7 protein-coding genes are annotated in these 19,811 nt (G+C 71.1%); 5 read left to right on the top strand and 2 right to left on the bottom strand.

From position 1 onward, the window contains the following. Positions 1-43: 43 nt before the first annotated feature. The gene (locus tag CH341_RS02650; protein WP_111417483.1) at positions 44-355 is read right to left on the bottom strand and encodes a putative quinol monooxygenase; all 312 of its coding nucleotides are present in this window, start codon (positions 353-355) and stop codon (positions 44-46) included. 517 nt (positions 356-872) lie between these two features. Further along, positions 873-1,739: a phytanoyl-CoA dioxygenase family protein gene (locus tag CH341_RS02645; protein WP_111417482.1), complete on the bottom strand. Its 867-nt coding sequence runs from the start codon at positions 1,737-1,739 to the stop codon at positions 873-875. A gap of 282 nt (positions 1,740-2,021) precedes the next feature. Here CH341_RS02645 and CH341_RS02640 point away from each other — a divergent pair, with 282 nt between their 5' ends. The 5 genes from CH341_RS02640 to treZ all read left to right on the top strand — a co-directional run bounded on the left by CH341_RS02640 (position 2,022) and on the right by treZ (position 19,680). Further along, positions 2,022-2,915, top strand: a complete 894-nt coding sequence (locus CH341_RS02640) for a thioesterase II family protein (RefSeq protein WP_111417481.1) — start codon at positions 2,022-2,024, stop codon at positions 2,913-2,915. Positions 2,916-2,971: 56 nt separating this feature from the next. Continuing rightward, positions 2,972-5,755 (top strand): ATP-binding cassette domain-containing protein, encoded by a 2,784-nt coding sequence (locus CH341_RS02635; RefSeq protein ID WP_111417480.1) that lies wholly within the window; start codon positions 2,972-2,974, stop codon positions 5,753-5,755. Continuing rightward, on the top strand, positions 5,752-16,794 hold the full coding sequence (locus tag CH341_RS02630; protein WP_245430834.1) for a non-ribosomal peptide synthetase/type I polyketide synthase: 11,043 nt from the start codon (positions 5,752-5,754) through the stop codon (positions 16,792-16,794). The genes CH341_RS02635 and CH341_RS02630 overlap by 4 nt, the downstream gene beginning before the upstream one ends. Before the next feature lie 272 nt (positions 16,795-17,066). Next, positions 17,067-17,738 carry a N5-glutamine methyltransferase family protein gene (locus tag CH341_RS02625; RefSeq protein ID WP_111417478.1) on the top strand — a complete coding sequence of 224 codons (672 nt, stop codon included), beginning with the start codon at positions 17,067-17,069 and terminating at the stop codon, positions 17,736-17,738. Positions 17,739-17,802: 64 nt separating this feature from the next. Next, the gene (gene treZ, locus CH341_RS02620; RefSeq protein ID WP_111417477.1) at positions 17,803-19,680 is read left to right on the top strand and encodes a malto-oligosyltrehalose trehalohydrolase; all 1,878 of its coding nucleotides are present in this window, start codon (positions 17,803-17,805) and stop codon (positions 19,678-19,680) included. Positions 19,681-19,811 lie beyond the last annotated feature (131 nt).

Raw genomic sequence — 19,811 nt, 5'->3', positions numbered from 1 at the left:
GGCGCCGACCGTGGCCGGCGCCGGCCGCCTCTACCGGGCCGCGCTAGAGACTCTCGATGTAGAAGCCCTCACCCTTGACGTCGCCGTCGCAGAGCTTCTGGAGCTTCTGGACGAGACCGCCGCCGTCCTTGGCGCGCGGATTGAGCGACATCTTGTCGAAGGCCGCCTCGTTCTCCCAGACCGTCGCGATGCCGTACATCGTCGGGTCCTTCTTGGACTTCATCAGGCCGAAGCCGACGAGCCCCTCGATGACTTCCCTCGGCTTCTTGCCGTCGCTGGGAAGCATCTCCTTTTCGAGAAGCGCGCGCGCCTCTTTCTCGCTGCCAGCTTTGACGTGACAGCGCGAGATAGTCATGAACATGCAAGCCACGGATTGATCTCCAGCCACAGGGACGGGTTTTCACTTACCACGACCACAAAAACGCCGCAAGACTTTCCACTCCTGTCTCGAAATATTTATTTATCCGGATATGAAAGACGAAGAATAGTTTCCCGATCTTAACTTGCTGCCTAAAATCCTCGCATGCAGAGACGCGCTCCGCCTACCGAAACACTCGAACAAGTACTTGATCACGCAATTCGAACCAAGTATGCATGCCCGCACGATTCGATTCGTGTGAGTCTCCTTCCAAAAGTATGGTCGACGTCCGATGCAACGGAGTCGGTCGCGGGACAAGGTTTCGGATGGACACATCCGAGATAGCGGCGTCCTATGGTCTGGTAACCAGCAGGTTAATTCCAGGATAGCCGCCCCTATGCCGAGCCCGATGCCCCAGAATAAGAGTGCCGCGCTGTTCTTCGCGGATGGACACTGTTTTTACGACGATGACGCGAAAACCCCTCGCCCGGGCGACGGCCGGCGGCCTTCCGGGTCAGGAGAAGGGCTCGACGAGGGGGAAAAGGCTGCCCCGAATCGGGCTGCCGACGGCGAGGTCGACGTCGAACCCCTCGGCGGCCAGACGCTCGACCACCGAGCCCCCGTGTGGCGCCAGCACCGCGGTCTCGTCGACCCAGCGGGTGACCATGCGGCGCGTATCGTGAGTCAGCCTGTTGCCGGGCGATCCGTGCAGCGTGCGGGCGTGGAACACCAGGCAGTCGCCGGGTTCGAGATCCCAGCCCAGAATCTCGTAGTCGTCGCGGTTGGCCTCGATATCGGGCACCAAGGAGAAGACGGCCTTCTCCGACAGGTCGAAGCGGCCGTGATACTTGTCGTAGAACTGCTCCACGGCGGGAAGCGAAGCGTTCCCGTTGTCGAAGTAGCTCGCCGGCATGAACAGGCGGTCCCAGCGGTGCGAGCCGCGCACGAACTCCAGCGTGGCGTCACGCGGGATCGGATCGAGGGCGACCCAGATCGAGCAGAACGGCCCGAGCACGACATTGTCGTGATGCCAGGGCGTCCGCACCGGCGTGCCCGGGACCTTCACGAACCAGGTGTCCTGCAGCAGCCTGACCTTGTCGACGCCCAGGCACTGCGCCGCGATGGCTGCCGCCGGCGACTCGAGCGCAAACCGCTCGAACTGCGGGATCTGACGGCGCGCCCAGAGGTCGGAGTAGAAGCCGCCCTGCCCCTCCGCCGCGAAGCGCTGGAACATCGTCGTCGGATGCTCGAGATTCCGGCGAATGCCTTCAGCCGCGAGATCGATCCAGACCGGATCGAAGGCACCGCGCAAGCAGATCGCGCCGTCCCGGTCGAGTGCTTCGATCACGTCACGAGGAAGGCGTGCCGCCTGGGCCGGCATGGATCGTGCTCCGATGAGAGGCGTGAAGAAGACGCATTCGAGGCAGTGAGGCCATTGATAACTCGGCACTCACCAATCACTCGTTACTCAGAGCAGACACAGGCCATAGGACACGCGTGACGGGACCATGAGAGCAAAGATTCGACACGCCTGCGCGATGCGACATCTCGTCGCGGTCGAGTGCTGGTTCCGCTGCGGAGGGCCGGCGTGACCGACCCGATCCGGACTTTGCATACAACCCAGCCCCCACCACACACGGCGGCGGCGCCGCTGGTGCGGTGGATGCGCCGGCCCCATGGTGCGGCGCATCTGATCGTCGCCTTTCCGCATGCCGGAGGCTCGGTCCTCTCCGGCGCCCGGCTAGCCCGGTCTCTACCGGATCGGGTCGGTTTCGCCACGGTCGCGCTTCGCGGTCACGATCCGCTGATGTCCGACGAACCGGACCGCGACCTGAACACCATCGCCCGGCAGATCGCCGAGGAGATCGCGGCGATCGCGCCTGCTTGTCCTACAAAGCTCGTCCTGCTCGGGAACAGCTTCGGCGCCCTGCTCGCTTTCGAGGTGGCGCGGGAGCTCGAACTGCGGCCCGTGAACGCTCACGACCGGCCCGACCTGCATCTGGTCGTGTCGGGTTTCAGGTCGCCGAGCCTGCCGCCGTCCGACCCGCCGTTGCACCGACTGCCGATGACGCATCTCCGGGCCGAGCTGAACGAGCGGGTCGGACAGATCTTCAAGGATCTCGATCCGGTCGCGTCGGATCGCCAGGACGCCGCGCTGCGGGCGGATCTCGAGATGTGCGAGACCTATCGGCTGTCGACGCCGACCCGGCTGCATTGCGCCGTCACGGCGATCCACCTGCTGCGCGACGTTTCGGTCTCGGCCGAGGAGCTCGCGGCCTGGCAGGAGGTCGGTGCGACGCCGATCCGGATCGTCGCGCTGGATGCCGGCCATTTCCCCTGGCTCGACGCCGCCCCGGCCCTGGGCACCCTGCTGACCCGCCTGTTCGACCTGCGCGACATGGAGCTGCGCGACACGGACCTGCGCGACACGGACCCGCGAGAACCGGACCGGCCGGAGACCGACGCGCCTCTCGCTTTCGGCGACACGGTGAAACCGGCCGCGTCGGCATCGCTGCAGCGGACACGCGGGCGGTTCGGCGAGGCCCCGGGGCCGTGACGGCGTCAGGTGCCCCTCACCGTTCATACTTTGGCTTGAAACCTCGAAGGGCGTCCATGTCCATCCTGCAACTCGACTGGCTCAGGAAGCACGACACCGCGGATGAGCTCCAGCACAGGCTGCGGCGCCTTTACGGGCTGGTCTGCGACCGTCTCGCCTTGACCAACGACGCGAGCTTCATCGAGGCCGCGATGGCCGCCGATCCCGACGAGGCGCGGCGCGACCCGGTGCGCCGCCTCGTCCGTCACGTGTTCACCTACAAGCTCGCGCTCCCGAGCGGCGCCTGGGGTCTGCTCGGGCTCGGCCTTCTGCATTCCGTGCTGCTCGAGGTCACCCGCGAGGACGGCCGCAAGCCCCCACCGGTGCGCATTCGGCGTGAGGACGCCCGCGATCTCGCCGGGCTCGCCAGCCGGCTGCAACTGCCCGAGGTGAGTCCGGAGGACGTCCGCCGGGCCGCCGCCTTCGTGGAATACCTCCTCGCCACGCAGGGACCGAGTGGGCTCCTCGGCTTCGGGCACGCCATGGGAGTCGACGGGTCGGTCGACATGGCGAGCCGGGCTGTGGTCGGCATCTCGGCCGGCGCGCTCGAGGTCGCCTGGCAGGAAACCATCAAGTCCGGCCACTCCGACAAGTCTCCGGCCTACCTGATCATGTGGGTGACGCGGGCCGCGACGCGCTACAAGACCCTCCTCGCCCTGTTCCTGATCGCCAACGCGGTCCAGATTCTCTACGCCGTCAAGGTGCCGGTCTGGCTGCAATCGCTGTTCGACGAGGGCATCAAGGTCAGCAACGTCCACGTCATCGAAACCTACCTGATGTACCTGACGGTGGGCTTCCTGTTCTCGTCCGCCTTCGGCGTGCTGCTGGACTACACGGTGGCCCGGCTCGGACCGCGCATCGTCAACGACATGCGGTCCCGCATGTTCGACAAGATCAACAACATCGACGCCCGCGAGCTGGCCAGCTCCGACACCGACGAGATCATCGCCGACTTCTCCAACGACCTCACCGTGGTGGAGAAAGCTGTCATCTGGGCGGTGCCGGGCCTGTTCTCGAAGGGCCTGATCCTGATCGGCTCCGTCGTGGTCGCCTTCACGCTCGACCGGCAGCTCGCCGTCGCGACACTCGTGTCGCTGTTCCTCGCCTTCTGGCTGCCCCGGGAGTTCAGCCGCCGCGCCGTGCGGCGCAACTACGAGCGCGGCGCCGAGGACGCCAAGCTCGCCCATATCGTCAAGGAGACCCTGCTCATGCAGCGGGTCGTCCGCATCTTCGGCCTGCGGGACATGCAGTCGAGCCTGTTCTCGGCCCAGCTCGGCCAGCTGTTCACGTCGAGCTATCATCAGTATTTCTCGTCGGGGATCGTCGGCCGCATCACCAGTTTCGGCGTCAGCGCGGCGCAACTGCTAGTGATCGGCCTGGGCGCCGTGCAGTCGGTCGAGGGCGTGGTGTCGTCCGGCACGATCGTCGCCTTCATCACCCTGCTGCTCACGATCGGCGGGGCGGCCGGCTTCATCGGGGCGCAACTCCCGTTGCTGATTCAGGGCATCGGCGGTCTCGAACGCGTCGAATCTCTCCTGCGCAAGCCCGACGCCATCCCGGACCCGGAGAAGCCCGAGCGGCTCGACGGCCCGGTGCGGACGGTCAGCTTCGACCGCGTCAGCTTCAGCTACGACGGCGGCAGCAAGGCTCTCGACCAGATGTCCCTGTCCTTCGACTGCCCGAAGCACGTGATGATCGTCGGTCCTTCGGGGTCCGGGAAGAGCACGGTGCTGCGCCTGATCGAGAACCAGTTCTCGCCCTCGAGCGGGCATGTCAGGCTGAACAATGTCGACCTGCGGATGCTCGGCGAGGAGCAGATCCGCTCGCTGATCTCCCTGGTGCCGCAGGACACGCTGCTGTTCCAGGCGTCCGTGCGGGAGAACATCCGCCGCGGCAAGCTCGACGCCACCGACGACGAGGTCGTGGCGGCCGCCAAGGCCGCCGACCTGCACGACATCGTCATGGCACTGAGCGACGGCTACGACACCGATGTCGGCGAGGGCGGCAGCAAGCTGTCCGGTGGCCAGCGCCAGCGCGTCGTCATCGCCCGCGCGCTGCTTCGCAACCCGCAGATCCTGCTGCTCGACGAGCCGACCTCGGCACTCGACCCGACGAGCCGCGCCGCCGTGCAGGAGACGTTGCGGAAGATCGGAGTCGGCCGGACCGTCCTCGAGGTCACGCACGACCTCACCCAATGCGAGCACGCCGAGCTGGTTTGCGTCGTCAAGGGCGGGCATCTGGTCGAGACCGGGACGCACGCCGCGCTGCTCGCCGCCGGTGGCGTCTACGCAGACCTCTGGCAGCGCAGCGTCATCGCCGGATCGGAGGCCGCGGTACCGCGCGCCGTGCTGCTCGAGCGGATGCGGACGCGGCCGCTGCTCAAGAGCGTGCCGGAGACTTTCCTGGAGACACTGCTCGACGCCATGACGGTCGGATCGATCCCGGCCGGGACGGTCCTGGCCGAGGAGGGTCGGCCGGCCGAGCGCCTCGTCTTCATCACCCAGGGCGAGGCCCAGGAGAGCATCCACATGCCGGACGGCACCGTGCTGCCGGTCGCCGTGCTGGAGGCCGGCGACGCGGTGGGAGACTATGCGGCGCTCGAAAACGCCGAGGAGCCGACTAGAGTCGTGACGCGCACGCCGTGCCGGGTGCTCACCCTCGATCGGAAGTCGCTTCGCACACTGCTCGACCAGTCGCCCGAGGTGGAGCGCCTGATCGTGCCGGCACTGACCACCCGCTACGACGCGATGATGGAGCATTTCGCATGGCGGAAGCTGCAGGATCTGGCCCAGCAGCAATGAGTGCGGCCATCGCGGGCGACACCGGACGCGAGGCTCGCTCGATCGCCGCCCGGCTGGCGGCGCTCGCCGCGGATGCGACGGGCGGCTGGTCGATCACGTTCCTCGACAGCGTCGGTGCCGTCGCGGAGCGCCGGTCGGCACCCGCCCTGGCGGCACGAACCGCGAGAGTCGCGGCCTTCCTCGAGCAGGCGAGCGCACCCGGCGACCCGTTGCTGCTGGTGTTTCACCCCTGCGTCGACTTCCTGGTCGCATTCCTCGCCTGCCAATGGTCGGGGCGCCTCGCCGTGCCGATCAATCCGCCTCGCCGGCATCGGCTGATCGAGCGGCTCCAGGGCGTCGCCGCCGACTGCGGCGCCCGTCTCGCCCTCACCGGCGGCGGCGTCGCCGAGTCGGTCGGACGATGGCGGGCCGACAGCCCCGTCCTCGGCGCCCTCCGATGGCAGGATCTCGACGCGCTGGCGGATGGGCCCGATGTGATCGGCCCGGATGCCGGGACCGCCGCCCTCGCGGCCCCGCTGCGCGACGTCGACCCGGACGCCATCTGCTTCCTTCAATACACGTCCGGCTCGACGGCGCTGCCCAAGGGCGTCGAGGTCAGCCATCGCAACCTGATCGCCGACCTCGTCCGCATGGAAGCCGTATGGGCGATCTCGCCCGCCAGCACCATGGTCACGTGGCTGCCGGCCTTCCACGATCTCGGCCTGATCTTCGGGCTCCTGCAGCCGCTGTTCTCCGGCTGTCCGGTGGTGCAGATGGCGCCGAACAGCTTCCTGCAACGGCCGTCGCTGTGGCTGGAGGCGATCACCCGGTTCCGCGGCACCCATACGGCGGCGCCGAGCTTCGCCTATGACCTGTGCAATCGCCGGATCACGCCGGACCAGCGAAACGGTCTCGACCTGTCGTCGCTGACGATGGCGATGAACGCGGCCGAACCGATCGATCCGGGGGTCGTCGAGAGCTTCGTCGCCACCTTCGGCCCGCACGGCTTTCGCCGCGAGGCCTTCGCACCGGCTTACGGGCTCGCGGAATCGACTCTCGCCGTCACGGCGAGCCCGACCGGAGCGACGCCGCGGATGTTCGGGCTCGATCCCGCCGCCCTCGAGCAGGGCCGCATCGTCGAAGCCGAGCCGTCCGCCCCGAAGCGGCGCCTGGTCGCCGGGTGCGGCGCGCCGCTGGCCGACGTTCCGGTCGCCATCGTCGATCCGGAGACGCGGCGGCGGCTGCCGCCCGACCGGGTCGGCGAGATTTGGGTCGGCGGACCGACGATCGCCCGCGGCTACTGGCGCCGCAGCGAGGAGACCGCGGCCACCTTCGGGATCCGCATCGCCGGCGAGGGCGATCGGGACGGCTATTTGCGCACCGGCGACCTCGGCGCACTGATCGGCGACGAGCTGTGCGTCACCGGACGCATCAAGGACCTGATCATCGTCAACGGCGCCAACCATTATCCACAGGACATCGAGCGAGTCGCGCAGGCGGCCCATCCCGCCCTGCGGGTGGGCAACGGCGCCGCGTTCAGCGTCTCGGACCCGCACGGCGCCGAGCAGGTCGTGCTGATCCAGGAGCTCGAGCGCACGCAGCGCCGTGCCGATCCGGCGCCGCTGTTCAGCGCGATCAGCACCGCGGTCTGGCAGGAGCTCGAGTTGCGGCTCGCCCGCATCGTGCTGGTGGAGCCGGGTGCCGTGCTGCGGACGTCGAGCGGCAAGATCCAGCGCTCGGCGAACTGTCGTGCATGGCGCGACGGCAAGCTCCCGGTCGTCGCCGAGTGGCAGCCGGGCACGAACCAGCGGCTCGACACGGCGCCGGCGCCCGCGCCGGCGCCACCGGACGTCGCGGCTGACGATCGCATGGCCATCGCGGCGGACGACCGGGCGGCGCTGCGGCCCTGGCTGCGCACCTGGCTCGCCGACAGGCTCGGGCTCCCGGCGGGTGACCTCGCGCTTGATCGCGGCTTCGGCGAGCTCGGGCTCTCCTCGATCGACGCGGTCGAGCTCGCGGCCGCGCTGGGACGGCGTTGCGGCCGCACGCTGCCGCAGACCTTCGCGTTCGACTGCCCGACCGTCGAGGCGATCGTCGTCGAGCTGTGCGGGCCGGCGCATGCCTCCGATTCTCCAGTGGCCGCGATGGCCGCCGAGCGGCCCGCGCGTCCCCGTGGCGATGGCGCGGCCGAAGCCGCCGCCGTCGCGATCGTCGGACTGAGCGCACGGGTGGCCGGGGCCGCGTCGGCGGTGGACTTCGCCGCGATGCTGTTCTGCGCCGGGACCGGGGTTCGGCCCGCCCCCGCCGATCGGCCCGACGCCGCCGGGCTGCCGCCCGCCGGCTATGTCGACGGCGTCGACCGGTTCGACGCCGGCTTCTTCGGTTTGCGCCCGGACGAGGCCGACGCGATGGACCCGCAGCATCGCCTTGCGCTGATGCTCGCCTGGCACGCCCTGGAGGACGCCGGCTACGCCGATCCGGCGAGGCGCCCACGCCGCACCGGGATCTTCCTCGGGCTCGGCGCCAACGACTACGAGACGCGCTTTCGTCTCGACGAGGCGCTGTCGCCGTCGACCATCCTGGGCAATGCGGGTAGCGTCGCCGCGGGGCGCATCGCCCATTGGCTCGACGTGACCGGGCCGGCGCTGGTCATCGATACGGCGTGCTCGTCGTCACTCGTCGCCGTGCACGCCGCCTGCCGGGCGCTGCGGACCGGCGAATGCGACCTCGCGCTCGCCGGCGGCGTGAACCTCGTTCTCGATCCGGCCGTCACCGACGCGCTCGCCGCCGCCGGCATGCTCGGGCCCGGCCATGCCTGCAGGACTTTCGACGCCGCCGCCGACGGCTATGTGCGCGGCGAAGGCGGCGCCCTCGTCGTGCTCGAACGCCTCGCCGACGCCGAGCACCGGAGGGACCGCATCCGCGCCGTCCTCCGCGGCAGCGCCGTCAATCACGACGGGCGGGCGAGCGCGCTGACCGCGCCGAGCCGCACCGCTCAGCATGCCGTCGTCACTGCCGCGCTGGCGGATGCCGGTCTCGACCCGGCCGACGTGCAGGCGGTCGAATGTCACGGCACCGGCACCCCGCTCGGCGACCCGATCGAGGTGCACGCCCTGGCGGACGCCTATGGGCCGGGCCGCACCGCGCCGCTGCTGATCGGATCGGTGAAGACGAATATCGGCCATCTCGAAGCCGCCGCCGGCATTGCCGGCCTGGTCAAGACGGTGCTGGCGCTGGAGGCCGGCCGCCTGCCGGCGACCCTGCACCAGTCCCGCCCCAATCCGCGCATCGCTTGGGACGACCTCCCGGTCCGCGTGGTGGCGGAGACGACCGACTGGCCATCCGGCGCCCGCCGCCGCGCCGGCGTGAGCAGCTTCGGCTTCAGCGGCACCAATGCGCATGTGATCGTCGAGGCGGCACCCGAACAGGCGGTGCGGTGCGCCGACCTCGACGATCCGGCCGACCGCACGGGTGGCGTCCTACCGTGCATCCTGCCGCTGTCGGCGCACGATCAGGACGGGCTGCGCCGTCTCGCGGCGGCGCTCGTCGACCACATGTCGGCGCATCCGGAGATCGGCTTGGCGTCGGTCGCCACGGCACTCGCGGTCGGGCGCGGTCGGTTCCGCCATCGCGGCGCCGTCCTGGCGCGGCGGCGCGACGAGGCGATCGATGGGCTGCAGGCGATCGCCGACGGCGGCGAGCCGGCGGCCGGCGCGATCGGAACGACGCTCCCGGAGCGACCTCGCGTCGCCTTCCTGTTCTCGGGCCAGGGCAGCCAGTGGCCCGGCATGGCGGCGGACTATCATGCGGCGGACCCGGCGTTCAGGGCCGCCGTCGATTCCGCCGGTCGCCGGCTCGGCATCGATCTTCCGGGCCTGATGACCGATCCCGCGGCCGGCGACCGGCTGACCGACACGGCCCACGCCCAGCCTGCGCTGTTCCTGCTCGAGCACGCGCTCGCGGTCCGGCTCGCGGCGTGCGGCGTACGGCCCGATATCCTCGCCGGGCACAGCCTCGGCGAATGGTCGGCGGCCTGCATCGCGGGAATGGTGTCCTTCGACGACGCGCTCGACGCGGTGGCGACGCGGGGGCGGCTGATGGGCGCGCTGCCCCGGACAGGCGCGATGGCCGCCGTCTTCGCGCCGCCCGAGCGCGTCGCTCCGCTCGTCGAGCGCCATCGGCCGCATCTCGACATCGCCGCCGTCAACGCGCCGGACGAGACCGTCGTGTCGGGCGACCACACCGCCGTCGAGGCGCTGTGCGCCGAACTGAGCGCGGCCGGCATCGGCGTCCAGACGCTGCGCACCAGCCACGCCTTCCATTCGCATCTGATGGACCCGGCCGTGGCGCCGTTCGTCTCCGCGGTCGGCCGCCTCCCCCTCGGCCCGCCACGGGTGCCGGTGGTGTCGAACGTCACGGCGACGACCGAGGCGGCGTTCACGGACCCTGCCTATTGGGGCCGCCAGATTCGCGCCCCGGTGCGCTTCGCCGACAGCCTCCAGGCGATCGCGGCGCACGGCGCGACCATCGTGGTCGAGATCGGCCCCGCCGCGAGCCTGCTGACCCTCGCACAGCGTGCGCCGGGTTTCGCCGGCAAGGACACCCGCTTCGTGCCGACCATGCGGCGCAACCGCGCTGCGACCGAGACGATGGCGCTCGCTCTGTGCCGGCTGTTCGTCGCGGGTCTCGACATCGCCTGGCCGACGCTCGCTCCCGCCTCGGCGCGGGCGTCCCTGCCCGGCTATCCGTTCGCCGACGAGCGGCACTGGATCGCGGCCGTGCCGCGCGCCGGCCGATCACGCCCGGAGCCGCGCATCGCCGTCGCGGCGCCGGCGTCGACGTCGTTCGCCGCACCGGCGCATCCCCTCGCCGAGGCGGAGGTTCGGGCTGCCGTCGTGGCCGGACTGAAACGCAGCCTGCAGCTCGACGACGCGGCGGTCACGAGCGACACCGGCTTCTTCGCGCTCGGCGTCGACTCGCTCGCCCTCACCGAAGCGCTCGCGAGCATCGAGCGCCGCTGGAGGATCGGAATCCCGCGCCGCGAGCTGTTCGAGAACCTCGGCACGCCGCGGGCGCTGGTTGACCGTGTCGTGCGCGAGGCGCTGGCCAAGGCTGCCGCGGACCCGACCGCGCCGGCGCCGGGCCAATCGACCGCGCTGCCGTCCGCCCTGCGGCCGCACCCGATCGTGCCGCCGCAGCCCGAGCCGACACCGCCGCCCCAGGCGCTCGACGAGCGGGCGCGCGGGCTCGTCGCGGATTTCGCCGCTCGCTACGTCGCCCGCAGCGCCGCGTCCCGCCGCCAACGCGAGCATTTCGGCGGCGTGCTGGCGGACGCCCGCGCAGTCGCCGGCTTCCGCCCCGACACCAAGTCGATGCTCTACCCGATCATCGGTGTGAAGGGCGCCGGCAGCCACGTCGGCGACGCCGACGGCAACGACTATGTCGACCTGACCATGGGGTTCGGCGTCCAGCTCCTCGGGCACAATCACCCGGTGGTGGTCGAGGCGATCGGCCGGCAGCTCGCCGAGCAAGGCCTGTTCCTCGGGCCGCAGGCCGATAAGGCCGGCGAGGCCGCGGCGCTGATCGCCCGCGTCACCGGCAACGAGCGCGTGGTGTTCTGCAACACCGGCACCGAGGCCGTGATGACGGCGCTGCGGCTCGCCCGCCACGCGACCGGCCGCAGCCGCGTCGCCATGTTCGCCGGCTCCTATCACGGCCATTTCGACGGGACGCTCGCCCGGACCGGACCGGACGGGGTCGGCGCGCCGCTCGCCGGCGGCACGCCGCCCGGCATGCTCCACGACGTGATCGTGCTGGACTACGCCGACCCGCAGGCGAGCCAGGCCGCCCTCGAGGCCGTCGCCGGTGATCTTGCGGCCGTCATCGTCGAGCCGGTCCAGAGTCGGCGGCCGGGTCTCCAGCCGCGCGATTTCCTGCAATGGCTGCGCGACTTCACGACACGGGCCGGGATCGCCCTGATCTTCGACGAGGTGCTGCTCGGCTTCCGCGTCGCGCTCGGCGGCGCCCAGGCCTGGGCGGGCGTGCGCGCCGACATCGTCACCTACGGCAAGATCGTCGGCGGCGGCCTGCCGATCGGGGTGGTCGCCGGACGCCGCACTTTCCTGGACGGCATCGACGGCGGCGTGTGGCCCCTCGACGGCGCCGGCGGACCCGCCATGGAGCGGACCTTCTTCGCCGGCACGTTCAACAAGAACCCGCTCACCATGGCGGCAGCCGTCGCCGTGCTGCGTCACCTGGAGGCCGAGGGTCCGGCCCTGCAGGAGCGGTTGAACGCGCGCACCGCGGCCTTCTGCCGGCGCCTCGACACGGCCCTCGCCGCCGAGGGCCACGCGCTGCGGGTCGAGCAGTTCGCGTCGCTGTTCCGTTTCAACGGCGGCGGCGACCTGTTCTACAACCAGCTCGTCGCCCGCGGCGTCTATGTCTGGGAGGGCCGCACCTGCTTCCTCTCGACGGCGCACACGGACGCGGATCTCGATCACGTCGCCGCCGCCGTTCTCGACAGTGCCCGTGCGCTGCGCGAGGCCGGGCTGATGCGCTCCGCGGATCGGCCCGCCTCGGGCGCGCCCGCTGGTCCGTCTCCCGGCCCGTCCGACATCACCGTCGCGACGTCGCCCGGCCAGCAGGCGCTTTGGGTTCTCGCGGCCTTCAGCCCGGAGAGCGCCGCGGGCTACAATCAGTCGCTGGTCCTGAGGCTGCCCGGCGTGCCGGACGCGGCCGCGATGGGCGCCGCGCTCGCCGACCTGATCGCCCGCCACGAGTCCCTGCGCATGGGCTTCGCCGACGGTGGAGCGGAGGCGACGATCGCCCCGGCCGCCGTCGCGACCCTCGAGGAGGTCTCGCTCCCCGACGCCGGCGCGGCCGCCGCCTGGGTGAGCGACGCGGCGACACGGCCGTTCGATCTCGCCCACCCGCCGCTCCTGCGGGCCGCGCTGCTGCGGGTCGGAGGCGACCGCGCCGACATCGTGCTCATCCAGCCCCATATCGCGACCGACGGCTGGTCGATGCAGGTGCTGGCCGACGAGCTCGCGAAGCTCTACGTGGGCCGTCTGGCCGGGGTTCCGGCCGACCTGCCGACGCCCGTGCCCTATCGACGCTTCGCCGACGCCGCCCGCGCCGTCGCCACGGATCCGGCGGCCGAGGCTCATTGGAGAAGCGTATTCGCGACGCTGCCGCCCGTCCTGGACCTGCCGTCCGACCGCCCGCGCCCACCGCTGCAGACCTTCGCCGGCGGACAGGTGCGCCACCGCGTGCCGGCGGCGCTCGCCACGGCACTCGGCGAGCAGGTGCGGGCGAACAGCTGCTCGCTCTTCACGCTGTGCCTCGCCGCCTACGGACGTTTGCTGTCGGAGCTGTCCGGAGCCGACGATCTCGCCGTGGCCATCTTCGCCGCCGGACAGCCGATGGTCGGTGCACCGGGGCTGACCGGCTACTGCGTGTCCACGGTTCCGGTGCGCCTGACCGGCATGAGCAGCGCGAGCCGAGCGGACGTGATCGCCATCACCCGCACCGCAATGGCGCAGGCGATGGCCTATCCGGCCTTTCCGTTCGCCTCGATCGTCAAAGCATGCGGCGTGCGACGCGATCCGTCGCGGCCGCCGCTCGCGAGCGTGGCGTTCAATCTCGACCGCGTCGCGCCGCTGGCTCCGTTCGGCGACCTGCATCCGACCGTCAGCGTCAACGCTCACGGCAACGTCCGGTGGGACCTCGCCTTCAATCTCCAGGCGGAGCAGGACGGCATCACGATCGAGGCGAACTTCAACAGTGACCTGTTCGACCCTGTCCGGGTCGAGCGTTGGGTCGTCCGCTATCGCGACATCCTCGAAGAGGTTGCCGGCCTCGTGGCGTCCTGGCCGGCGCGGCCGCCCGGGGCAGCCGGCGCAAGGACCATCGCCGATCTCGTCGCGGCGTCCGCCGCGACACGGCCCGATGGCGCCGCCGTGGTCGATCGCGACGGCCCGCTTTCCTGGTGCACCCTGGAGCAGGCGAGCGGCACGCTCGCGGCGCGGCTGGCCGCGCTGGGGGTCGGGCGCGGCGACCGCGTCGCGTTCTGCCTCGCGCGTGGCGCCGGCCCGGTGGTCGCGATGGCCGCCACCAGTCGTTTGGGCGCGGCGTTCGTGCCGCTCGATCCCGACTACCCGGCCGGCTACCGGCTCGCCGTGCTCGCCGACAGCGGCGCCAAGGTGCTGATCGTGGACGAGACGGCGGGCGACGAACCGATGCCGGTCCCCGCGGTCGCCTGGAGCCGCACCTCCGTGCGGGATGCCGCGGTCCTCACGCCGCCGCCGCGGGACGAGGCTGCGGCGTCCGATCTCGCCTACATCCTCTTCACCTCCGGCTCGACCGGCCGGCCGAAGGGCGTGATGGTCTCGTGTGCCGCGATCGATGGATACGCCGGTGCCATGCTGGACCGGCTCGCCTTGCCGGCCCCCGCCGTGTTCGCGATCGTCACCTCGTTCGCCGCCGATCTCGGCTACACCTCGGTGCTCGGCGCGCTCGCCTCCGGCGGGACCCTCGCCGTGGTGGATGCCCCGACGGCGAGCGACCCGGCGGCGCTCGCCGCCTTCGTGCGGCGGCACCCGATCGACGTCATGAAGATCGTGCCGAGCCATCTGGCGGCGCTGCTCGCCACCCCCGAGGCGGCCGACCTTCTGCCCCGCCGAGCCCTGATCTGCGGCGGCGACGTGCTCGGCTTCGATCTCGTCGATCGCCTGCGGGCACTGAAGCCCGGGCTTCGCATCTTCAACCATTACGGCCCGACCGAGACCACGATCGGCTGCACCATGGTCGAGGTCACCGACGCGCTGCCGCGTCCGGCCGACGGCCGAGTGCCGATCGGCCGAGCGCTCGACGGCGCCCTGATCGACATCGTCGATGCGGCGGGAGACCCGGTGGCGCCCGGTGAGACCGGAGAGATCCGGGTGCAGGGCACGGGCGTGGCGCTCGGTTATGTCGGGAACGATATCGCGGGTCGATCCGGATTCCGTACGGGACCGGACCGACGCGCCTATCTGACCGGCGATCTCGGCCGGATGACCGACGACGGCCTGGTGCACTTTCTCGGCCGCAAGGACGACATGGTGAAGATCCGGGGGCACCGGGTCGATCCGAACGGCGTCGCCACCGCCATCCGCGCCTGCCCCGGTGTCGGCGACGCTGCCGTCCTGGTGGACCGGAACGACGACGGAAGTGCCCGGCTGGTCGCCGCGGCGGTGGCCCCGGGCCACACCACTGACTCTCTGGGCGCGCTGATCGCCGAACGGCTGCCGCCGGCGCAGCGGCCAGCGGTCCTCGCCATCGTGGCGGCCTTGCCGCTCACCGCGAACGGCAAGGTGGACCGCGCCGCCCTCCTCGGTCTGCTCGCGCCGGCCCAGCGCCGGTCGGCCGCCTCCCCGACCGGCGCCGCGGCACCATCGACGCGCACGGACGCGGGCCTCGGCCCACTCGCGACGCTGCTGGCCCTCTGGCAGGAGCTGTTCGGGGCGCCCGGCGGCAGTGCCGAGGTCATCGGACCCGACGACGATTTCTTCGCTCTGGGCGGCGACTCGATCATGGCCATTCGACTCGCCGGAAAAGCCAGGGCCGCGGGGTGGCTGGTCTCGCCGGCGCAAATCTTCACGTGCCCGACCCCGTCTGCGCTGGCGGCCGTGGTGCAGCCGGTGCCGGGCGCCGCCGCCGCCGATCGCGCGCCGCTCGCCGATCCGGTCCCGCTGACACCGATCCAGCGCTGGTTCATGGCGATCGGCATGCCCCATCGCGGCCGCTGGGCCCTGACCGCGGTGTTCGAGCTGCCCGACGGCGCACACGAGGACGCGGTCCGCGGCGCCCTGTCGGGCGCGGTCCGGCGTCATGATGCGCTTCGCACGCGTCTGCTTGCCGAGGAGCCGCCGCGGCAGCAGGCCGCGCCGGGCGACGCCGAGCCGGTGTTCGAGGTCGTCGTCCTCGACGAGGCGGCTGATCTCCACGCCGAAGAGAACGCGATGGCGGACCGGCTCGTCGCACGCCTCGATCCGGAGGCCGGCGTCGCATGCGGCGCCGGAATGATCGTCGCCGGCGCGGCGCGACGAATTGTTCTGGCGGTGCATCACCTCGTCTTCGACGTCGTCTCGTGGGGCATCCTGGCGGACGATCTCGCCGCCGTGCTCGCGTCGCCGCCGCGCCCGGTTCCCGCCCCGGCGACCGCCTGGACATGGTGGTGCCGCCATCAGGCCGACGCCGCCGTCGCATTCGCGGCGGAACGCCCCTATTGGCAGCAGGTCGAGGCGCGCGGGTCCGCCGCCGTCCCGCTCGACCGCGCGGCCGTGCCGGACCTGGAAGGCGGAGCGTGGAGCCGAGAGGACCGCTTCGATCGGGAGCTCGCGGCCCCGCTGCTCGGCGGTCTTTTCGACCGCTTCGGACTGCAGCCCCACGAGGCCGTGCTCGCGCTGGTCGCCAAGCCGCTGTTCGCCTGGGCCGGCGGCCCGGTGACGATCGACCTGGAAGGTCACGGACGGGAGGCCCCGGATCCCGCCATCGATCTCTCGCGCACCATCGGCTGGTTCACCACGCGACACCCGGTGGCGCTGCCGACCGCGACGACGGCCGATCCGAAAGGCTGGCTGATCGCCGTGAAGGAGGCCTTGCGCGCGGTCCCGCGGCGCGGCATGGGCCACGGCGTGCTACGTCATGTCGGCGGTCTCGGGAGCGGATCGCGCCCGCAGGTCTCGTTCAATTTCGTCGGCGATCTCGGCCGGTTCGGCCACCACGGCCTCAAGCTCCTGCGGCTCGGTGCGGGCCGGGAGCGAGACCCCCGGGCCGAGCGCCCGCATCGCCTCGCGTTCAACGCCTGGCTGGACGACGGCGCCCTGGTCGTCCGCTGCGAATTCGGCGCGGGCCACGAGGCGGCGACCGGAGACCGGCTGCTGGAGGCGATCCGAAGCGAGGCGACCGCCTTCCGGGCGCTGGCGGCGGCATCGGAGAGCCTCTACAGCCCGAGCGACTTTTCGGGAATCGACATGAGCCAGGACGAGCTCGACGCCCTTGTCGCCGATCTCGGAGGCTGATCGCGGCGGGCGGCGAGCGGCGTCCCGGGGTCGTACTCGAGAACGCGGCGGCAGCCGAATTTACCATTGCGCCGATCGACGCGAGCGATGATCGCCATCGGCCTCGAATTCGGCGGCCGAAACTGTATCCTGGGACGGCGCGCGGATCACTCGGTGACCGTGGCGCATCGGCGAGATCTTTCGCCCCGGATCGTGCTTGTCCGCCAGCTCGCACCAGGGAGCACGCCATTTCCGCGAACCACCACCGGGAGACCGAGCCGCACCATGTCTTCATGGGGCTCGATCTCGTCCTTTCGGGTAACGTGCTGGTGCCGCGCGCCGAGACGGAGCTGTTGTGCCGGCACGCCGTGGCCCTGCTGGCGGCGGCGGAGCAGGACGATCCGCTCGTCGTCGACATGTGCTGCGGCTCGGGCAATCTCGGGCTGGCGATAGCCTCCGCGGTCCCCCGGGCCCGGGTGCTCGCCGCCGACCTGACCGCCGATGCGGTGAAGACGGCGGCCCTCAATGCCGCCCGGCTCGGCCTCGCCGACCGCGTCAGTGTCCGCCAGGGGGACCTCTTCGGAGCCCTGGCTCAGGACGGCGCGGAGAAGCGCGCCATCATGATCGTGTGCAATCCGCCCTATATCTCCAGCGCGCGGCTCGCGGACGAAAGCGCCCACCTCCTGGAGAACGAGCCGCGCGAAGCCTTCGATGGCGGCCCGTACGGCATCTCGATCCAGCAGCGCCTGGTGCGCGAGGCCCCGGCCTTCCTGAGGCCGGGCGGCTGGCTGCTGTTCGAGTTCGGCGTCGGGCAGGAGCGGCAGGCCGCCGCATTGCTGGCGCGGGCCGGTGCGTACGAGCCCCTCCCCCCGCTACGTGACGACGACGGCCGGCCCCGCGTCGCCGTCGCCCGGCTCCATCCCGATTCCGCCACCCAGGCCCGGGAACGGCCGTCATTGGGCTAATCCCAGGGAACGATGATGCCGCGCGGGGTGTTGCAGTCACGCAACCGCTGACAAGCCCGGTGACATGTCGATACCCTTTCTGAGCCAAAAGCCCCGCCGACAAAAGGCCCCCGCCTCACTGCCCCCCGCCGAGGTGGCGCCGGCGATCCGCCCGAATCCACAGTTCGGCCCCCGACTGGAGGGCGACGCCACGCGCTTCCGCCTGTGGGCGCCGAAGCACGAGCAGGTCATCCTGGATATGCCGGCGATGCGGCGTCAGACGCCCATGCAGCGCACCGAACAGGACTGGCACGAGGTCGTGGTGGACGACGCGGGTCCCGGCACGCTCTATCGCTTCGTGCTGCCGGACGGGCTCGCCGTCCCGGACCCGGGCTCCCGCTTCCAGCCCGAGGACGTGCACGGGCCGAGCGAGGTGATCGACCCCACCGCCTTCCCCTGGACCGATGCCGGCTGGCGCGGCCGCCCCTGGGAGGAGGCCGTGGTCTACGAGCTGCATGTCGGGACCTTCACGCCGGACGGCACGTTCCGGGCCGCCATCGACAAGCTCGACCATCTCGTCGCGCTCGGCGTCACCGCCATCGAGCTGATGCCGGTCGCCGACTTCCCGGGGCAGCGGAACTGGGGCTACGACGGCGTTCTGCCGTTCGCCCCCGATGCGGCCTACGGCCGGCCCGACGACCTGAAGGCGCTCGTCGACGCGGCGCACGCCAAGGCTCTCATGGTGCTGCTCGACGTCGTCTACAATCACTTCGGGCCGGACGGAAACTATCTCGCCGCCTATGCACCGATCTTCACCGAGCGCCACCACACGCCGTGGGGCGCTGCGGTGAACTTCGACGCCGACGGCGCCGACACGGTGCGGGCCCTGGTGCTGGAGAACGCCGTCTCCTGGATCGACGAGTATCATTTCGACGGGCTGCGGCTCGATGCCGTGCATGCCATCCTGGACGACAGCGAGCACCACATCCTCGACGAGATCGCCCGCACGGTGCGGGCCGCCGCGCCGGACCGGCACGTCCACCTGATGCTCGAGAACGAGGAGAACGACGCGGAGCTGTTGACGCGCGACAATCACGGCCGCCCGGGACTCTATACGGCGCAGTGGAACGACGACGTCCACCACGTGCTGCATTGCGCCGCCAGCGGCGAAAGCGGCGGCTATTACGCCGACTACGCCGGCGACACCGACAAGCTGGGCCGCGCTCTGGCCGAAGGCTTCGCCTTCCAGGGAGAGACGATGCCGTATCGCGGGTCCGCCCGCGGCACGCCGGCGACCGGTCTTCCGACCACGGCCTTCGTCGCCTTCATCCAGAATCACGACCAGGTCGGCAACCGCGCCTTCGGCGACCGGATCACGGCCTTCGCTCGGGCCGACGCCGTCCGGGCGATCGTCAGCGTCTATCTGCTGCTGCCGCAGATCCCGATGCTGTTCATGGGCGAGGAGTGGGGCGCCGCGCAGCCGTTCCCGTTCTTCTGCGATTTCGCCGAGCCGCTCGCCAGCGCGGTGCGCGACGGACGCCGGGCCGAGTTCGCGCGGTTCCCGGAGTTCCAAGACCCGGCGCAGCGCGACCGCATCCCCGATCCGACCATGCCGGACACCTTCCTCTCGGCGAAGCTCGACTGGACGGCTCCGTCCAGGAAGGAGCACGCCGCGTGGCTCGCGCTCTATCGCGATCTGCTCGCGATACGGCACCGCGAGATCGTGCCGCGGCTTCGAGGCACCGGCGCCGGCCGCTATGCCGTGCTCCGCCAGGGCGCCGTGCAGGTCGAGTGGTCGCTCGGCGGTTCCACGCTCCGGCTGGTCGCCAACCTGTCCGCCGATCCGCTCGACGGCGTCGCGGTACCGCCAGGGGACCAGCTCTGGGCCGAAGGCACCGTCCAAGTCCACGGCCTCGGTCCGTGGACCGTCGTGTGGACCCTGGACCCTAATACCGAAAGCTGAGCGCCTCGTCCCTGTCACCCGCCTCGATTCCAGAGCTCCGGCGGAACGTCTCCGCCGGCCTGGTGTTGGAGAAAGCCGCGCCGGAACGATCCGGAGGGCGGCCGTCCGACAGCGGACGGCGGTGCTGGGCG

The organism is Rhodoplanes roseus (genome assembly GCF_003258865.1).
GTDB classification, from domain to species: domain Bacteria; phylum Pseudomonadota; class Alphaproteobacteria; order Rhizobiales; family Xanthobacteraceae; genus Rhodoplanes; species Rhodoplanes roseus.
Note: the sequence above shows the minus strand (reverse complement) of the source record. Positions and strands in the feature narration are given on the sequence as shown.

Excerpts from the sequence above, each read along its gene's own strand:
- CH341_RS02650 (WP_111417483.1), bottom strand. The coding sequence starts at position 355 with ATGACTATCTCGCGCTGTCACGTCAAAGCTGGCAGCGAGAAAGAGGCG.
- CH341_RS02645 (WP_111417482.1), bottom strand. The coding sequence starts at position 1,739 with ATGCCGGCCCAGGCGGCACGCCTTCCTCGTGACGTGATCGAAGCACTC.
- CH341_RS02640 (WP_111417481.1), top strand. The coding sequence starts at position 2,022 with ATGCGCCGGCCCCATGGTGCGGCGCATCTGATCGTCGCCTTTCCGCAT.
- CH341_RS02635 (WP_111417480.1), top strand. The coding sequence starts at position 2,972 with ATGTCCATCCTGCAACTCGACTGGCTCAGGAAGCACGACACCGCGGAT.
- CH341_RS02630 (WP_245430834.1), top strand. The coding sequence starts at position 5,752 with ATGAGTGCGGCCATCGCGGGCGACACCGGACGCGAGGCTCGCTCGATC.
- CH341_RS02625 (WP_111417478.1), top strand. The coding sequence starts at position 17,067 with ATGGGGCTCGATCTCGTCCTTTCGGGTAACGTGCTGGTGCCGCGCGCC.
- treZ (WP_111417477.1), top strand. The coding sequence starts at position 17,803 with ATGTCGATACCCTTTCTGAGCCAAAAGCCCCGCCGACAAAAGGCCCCC.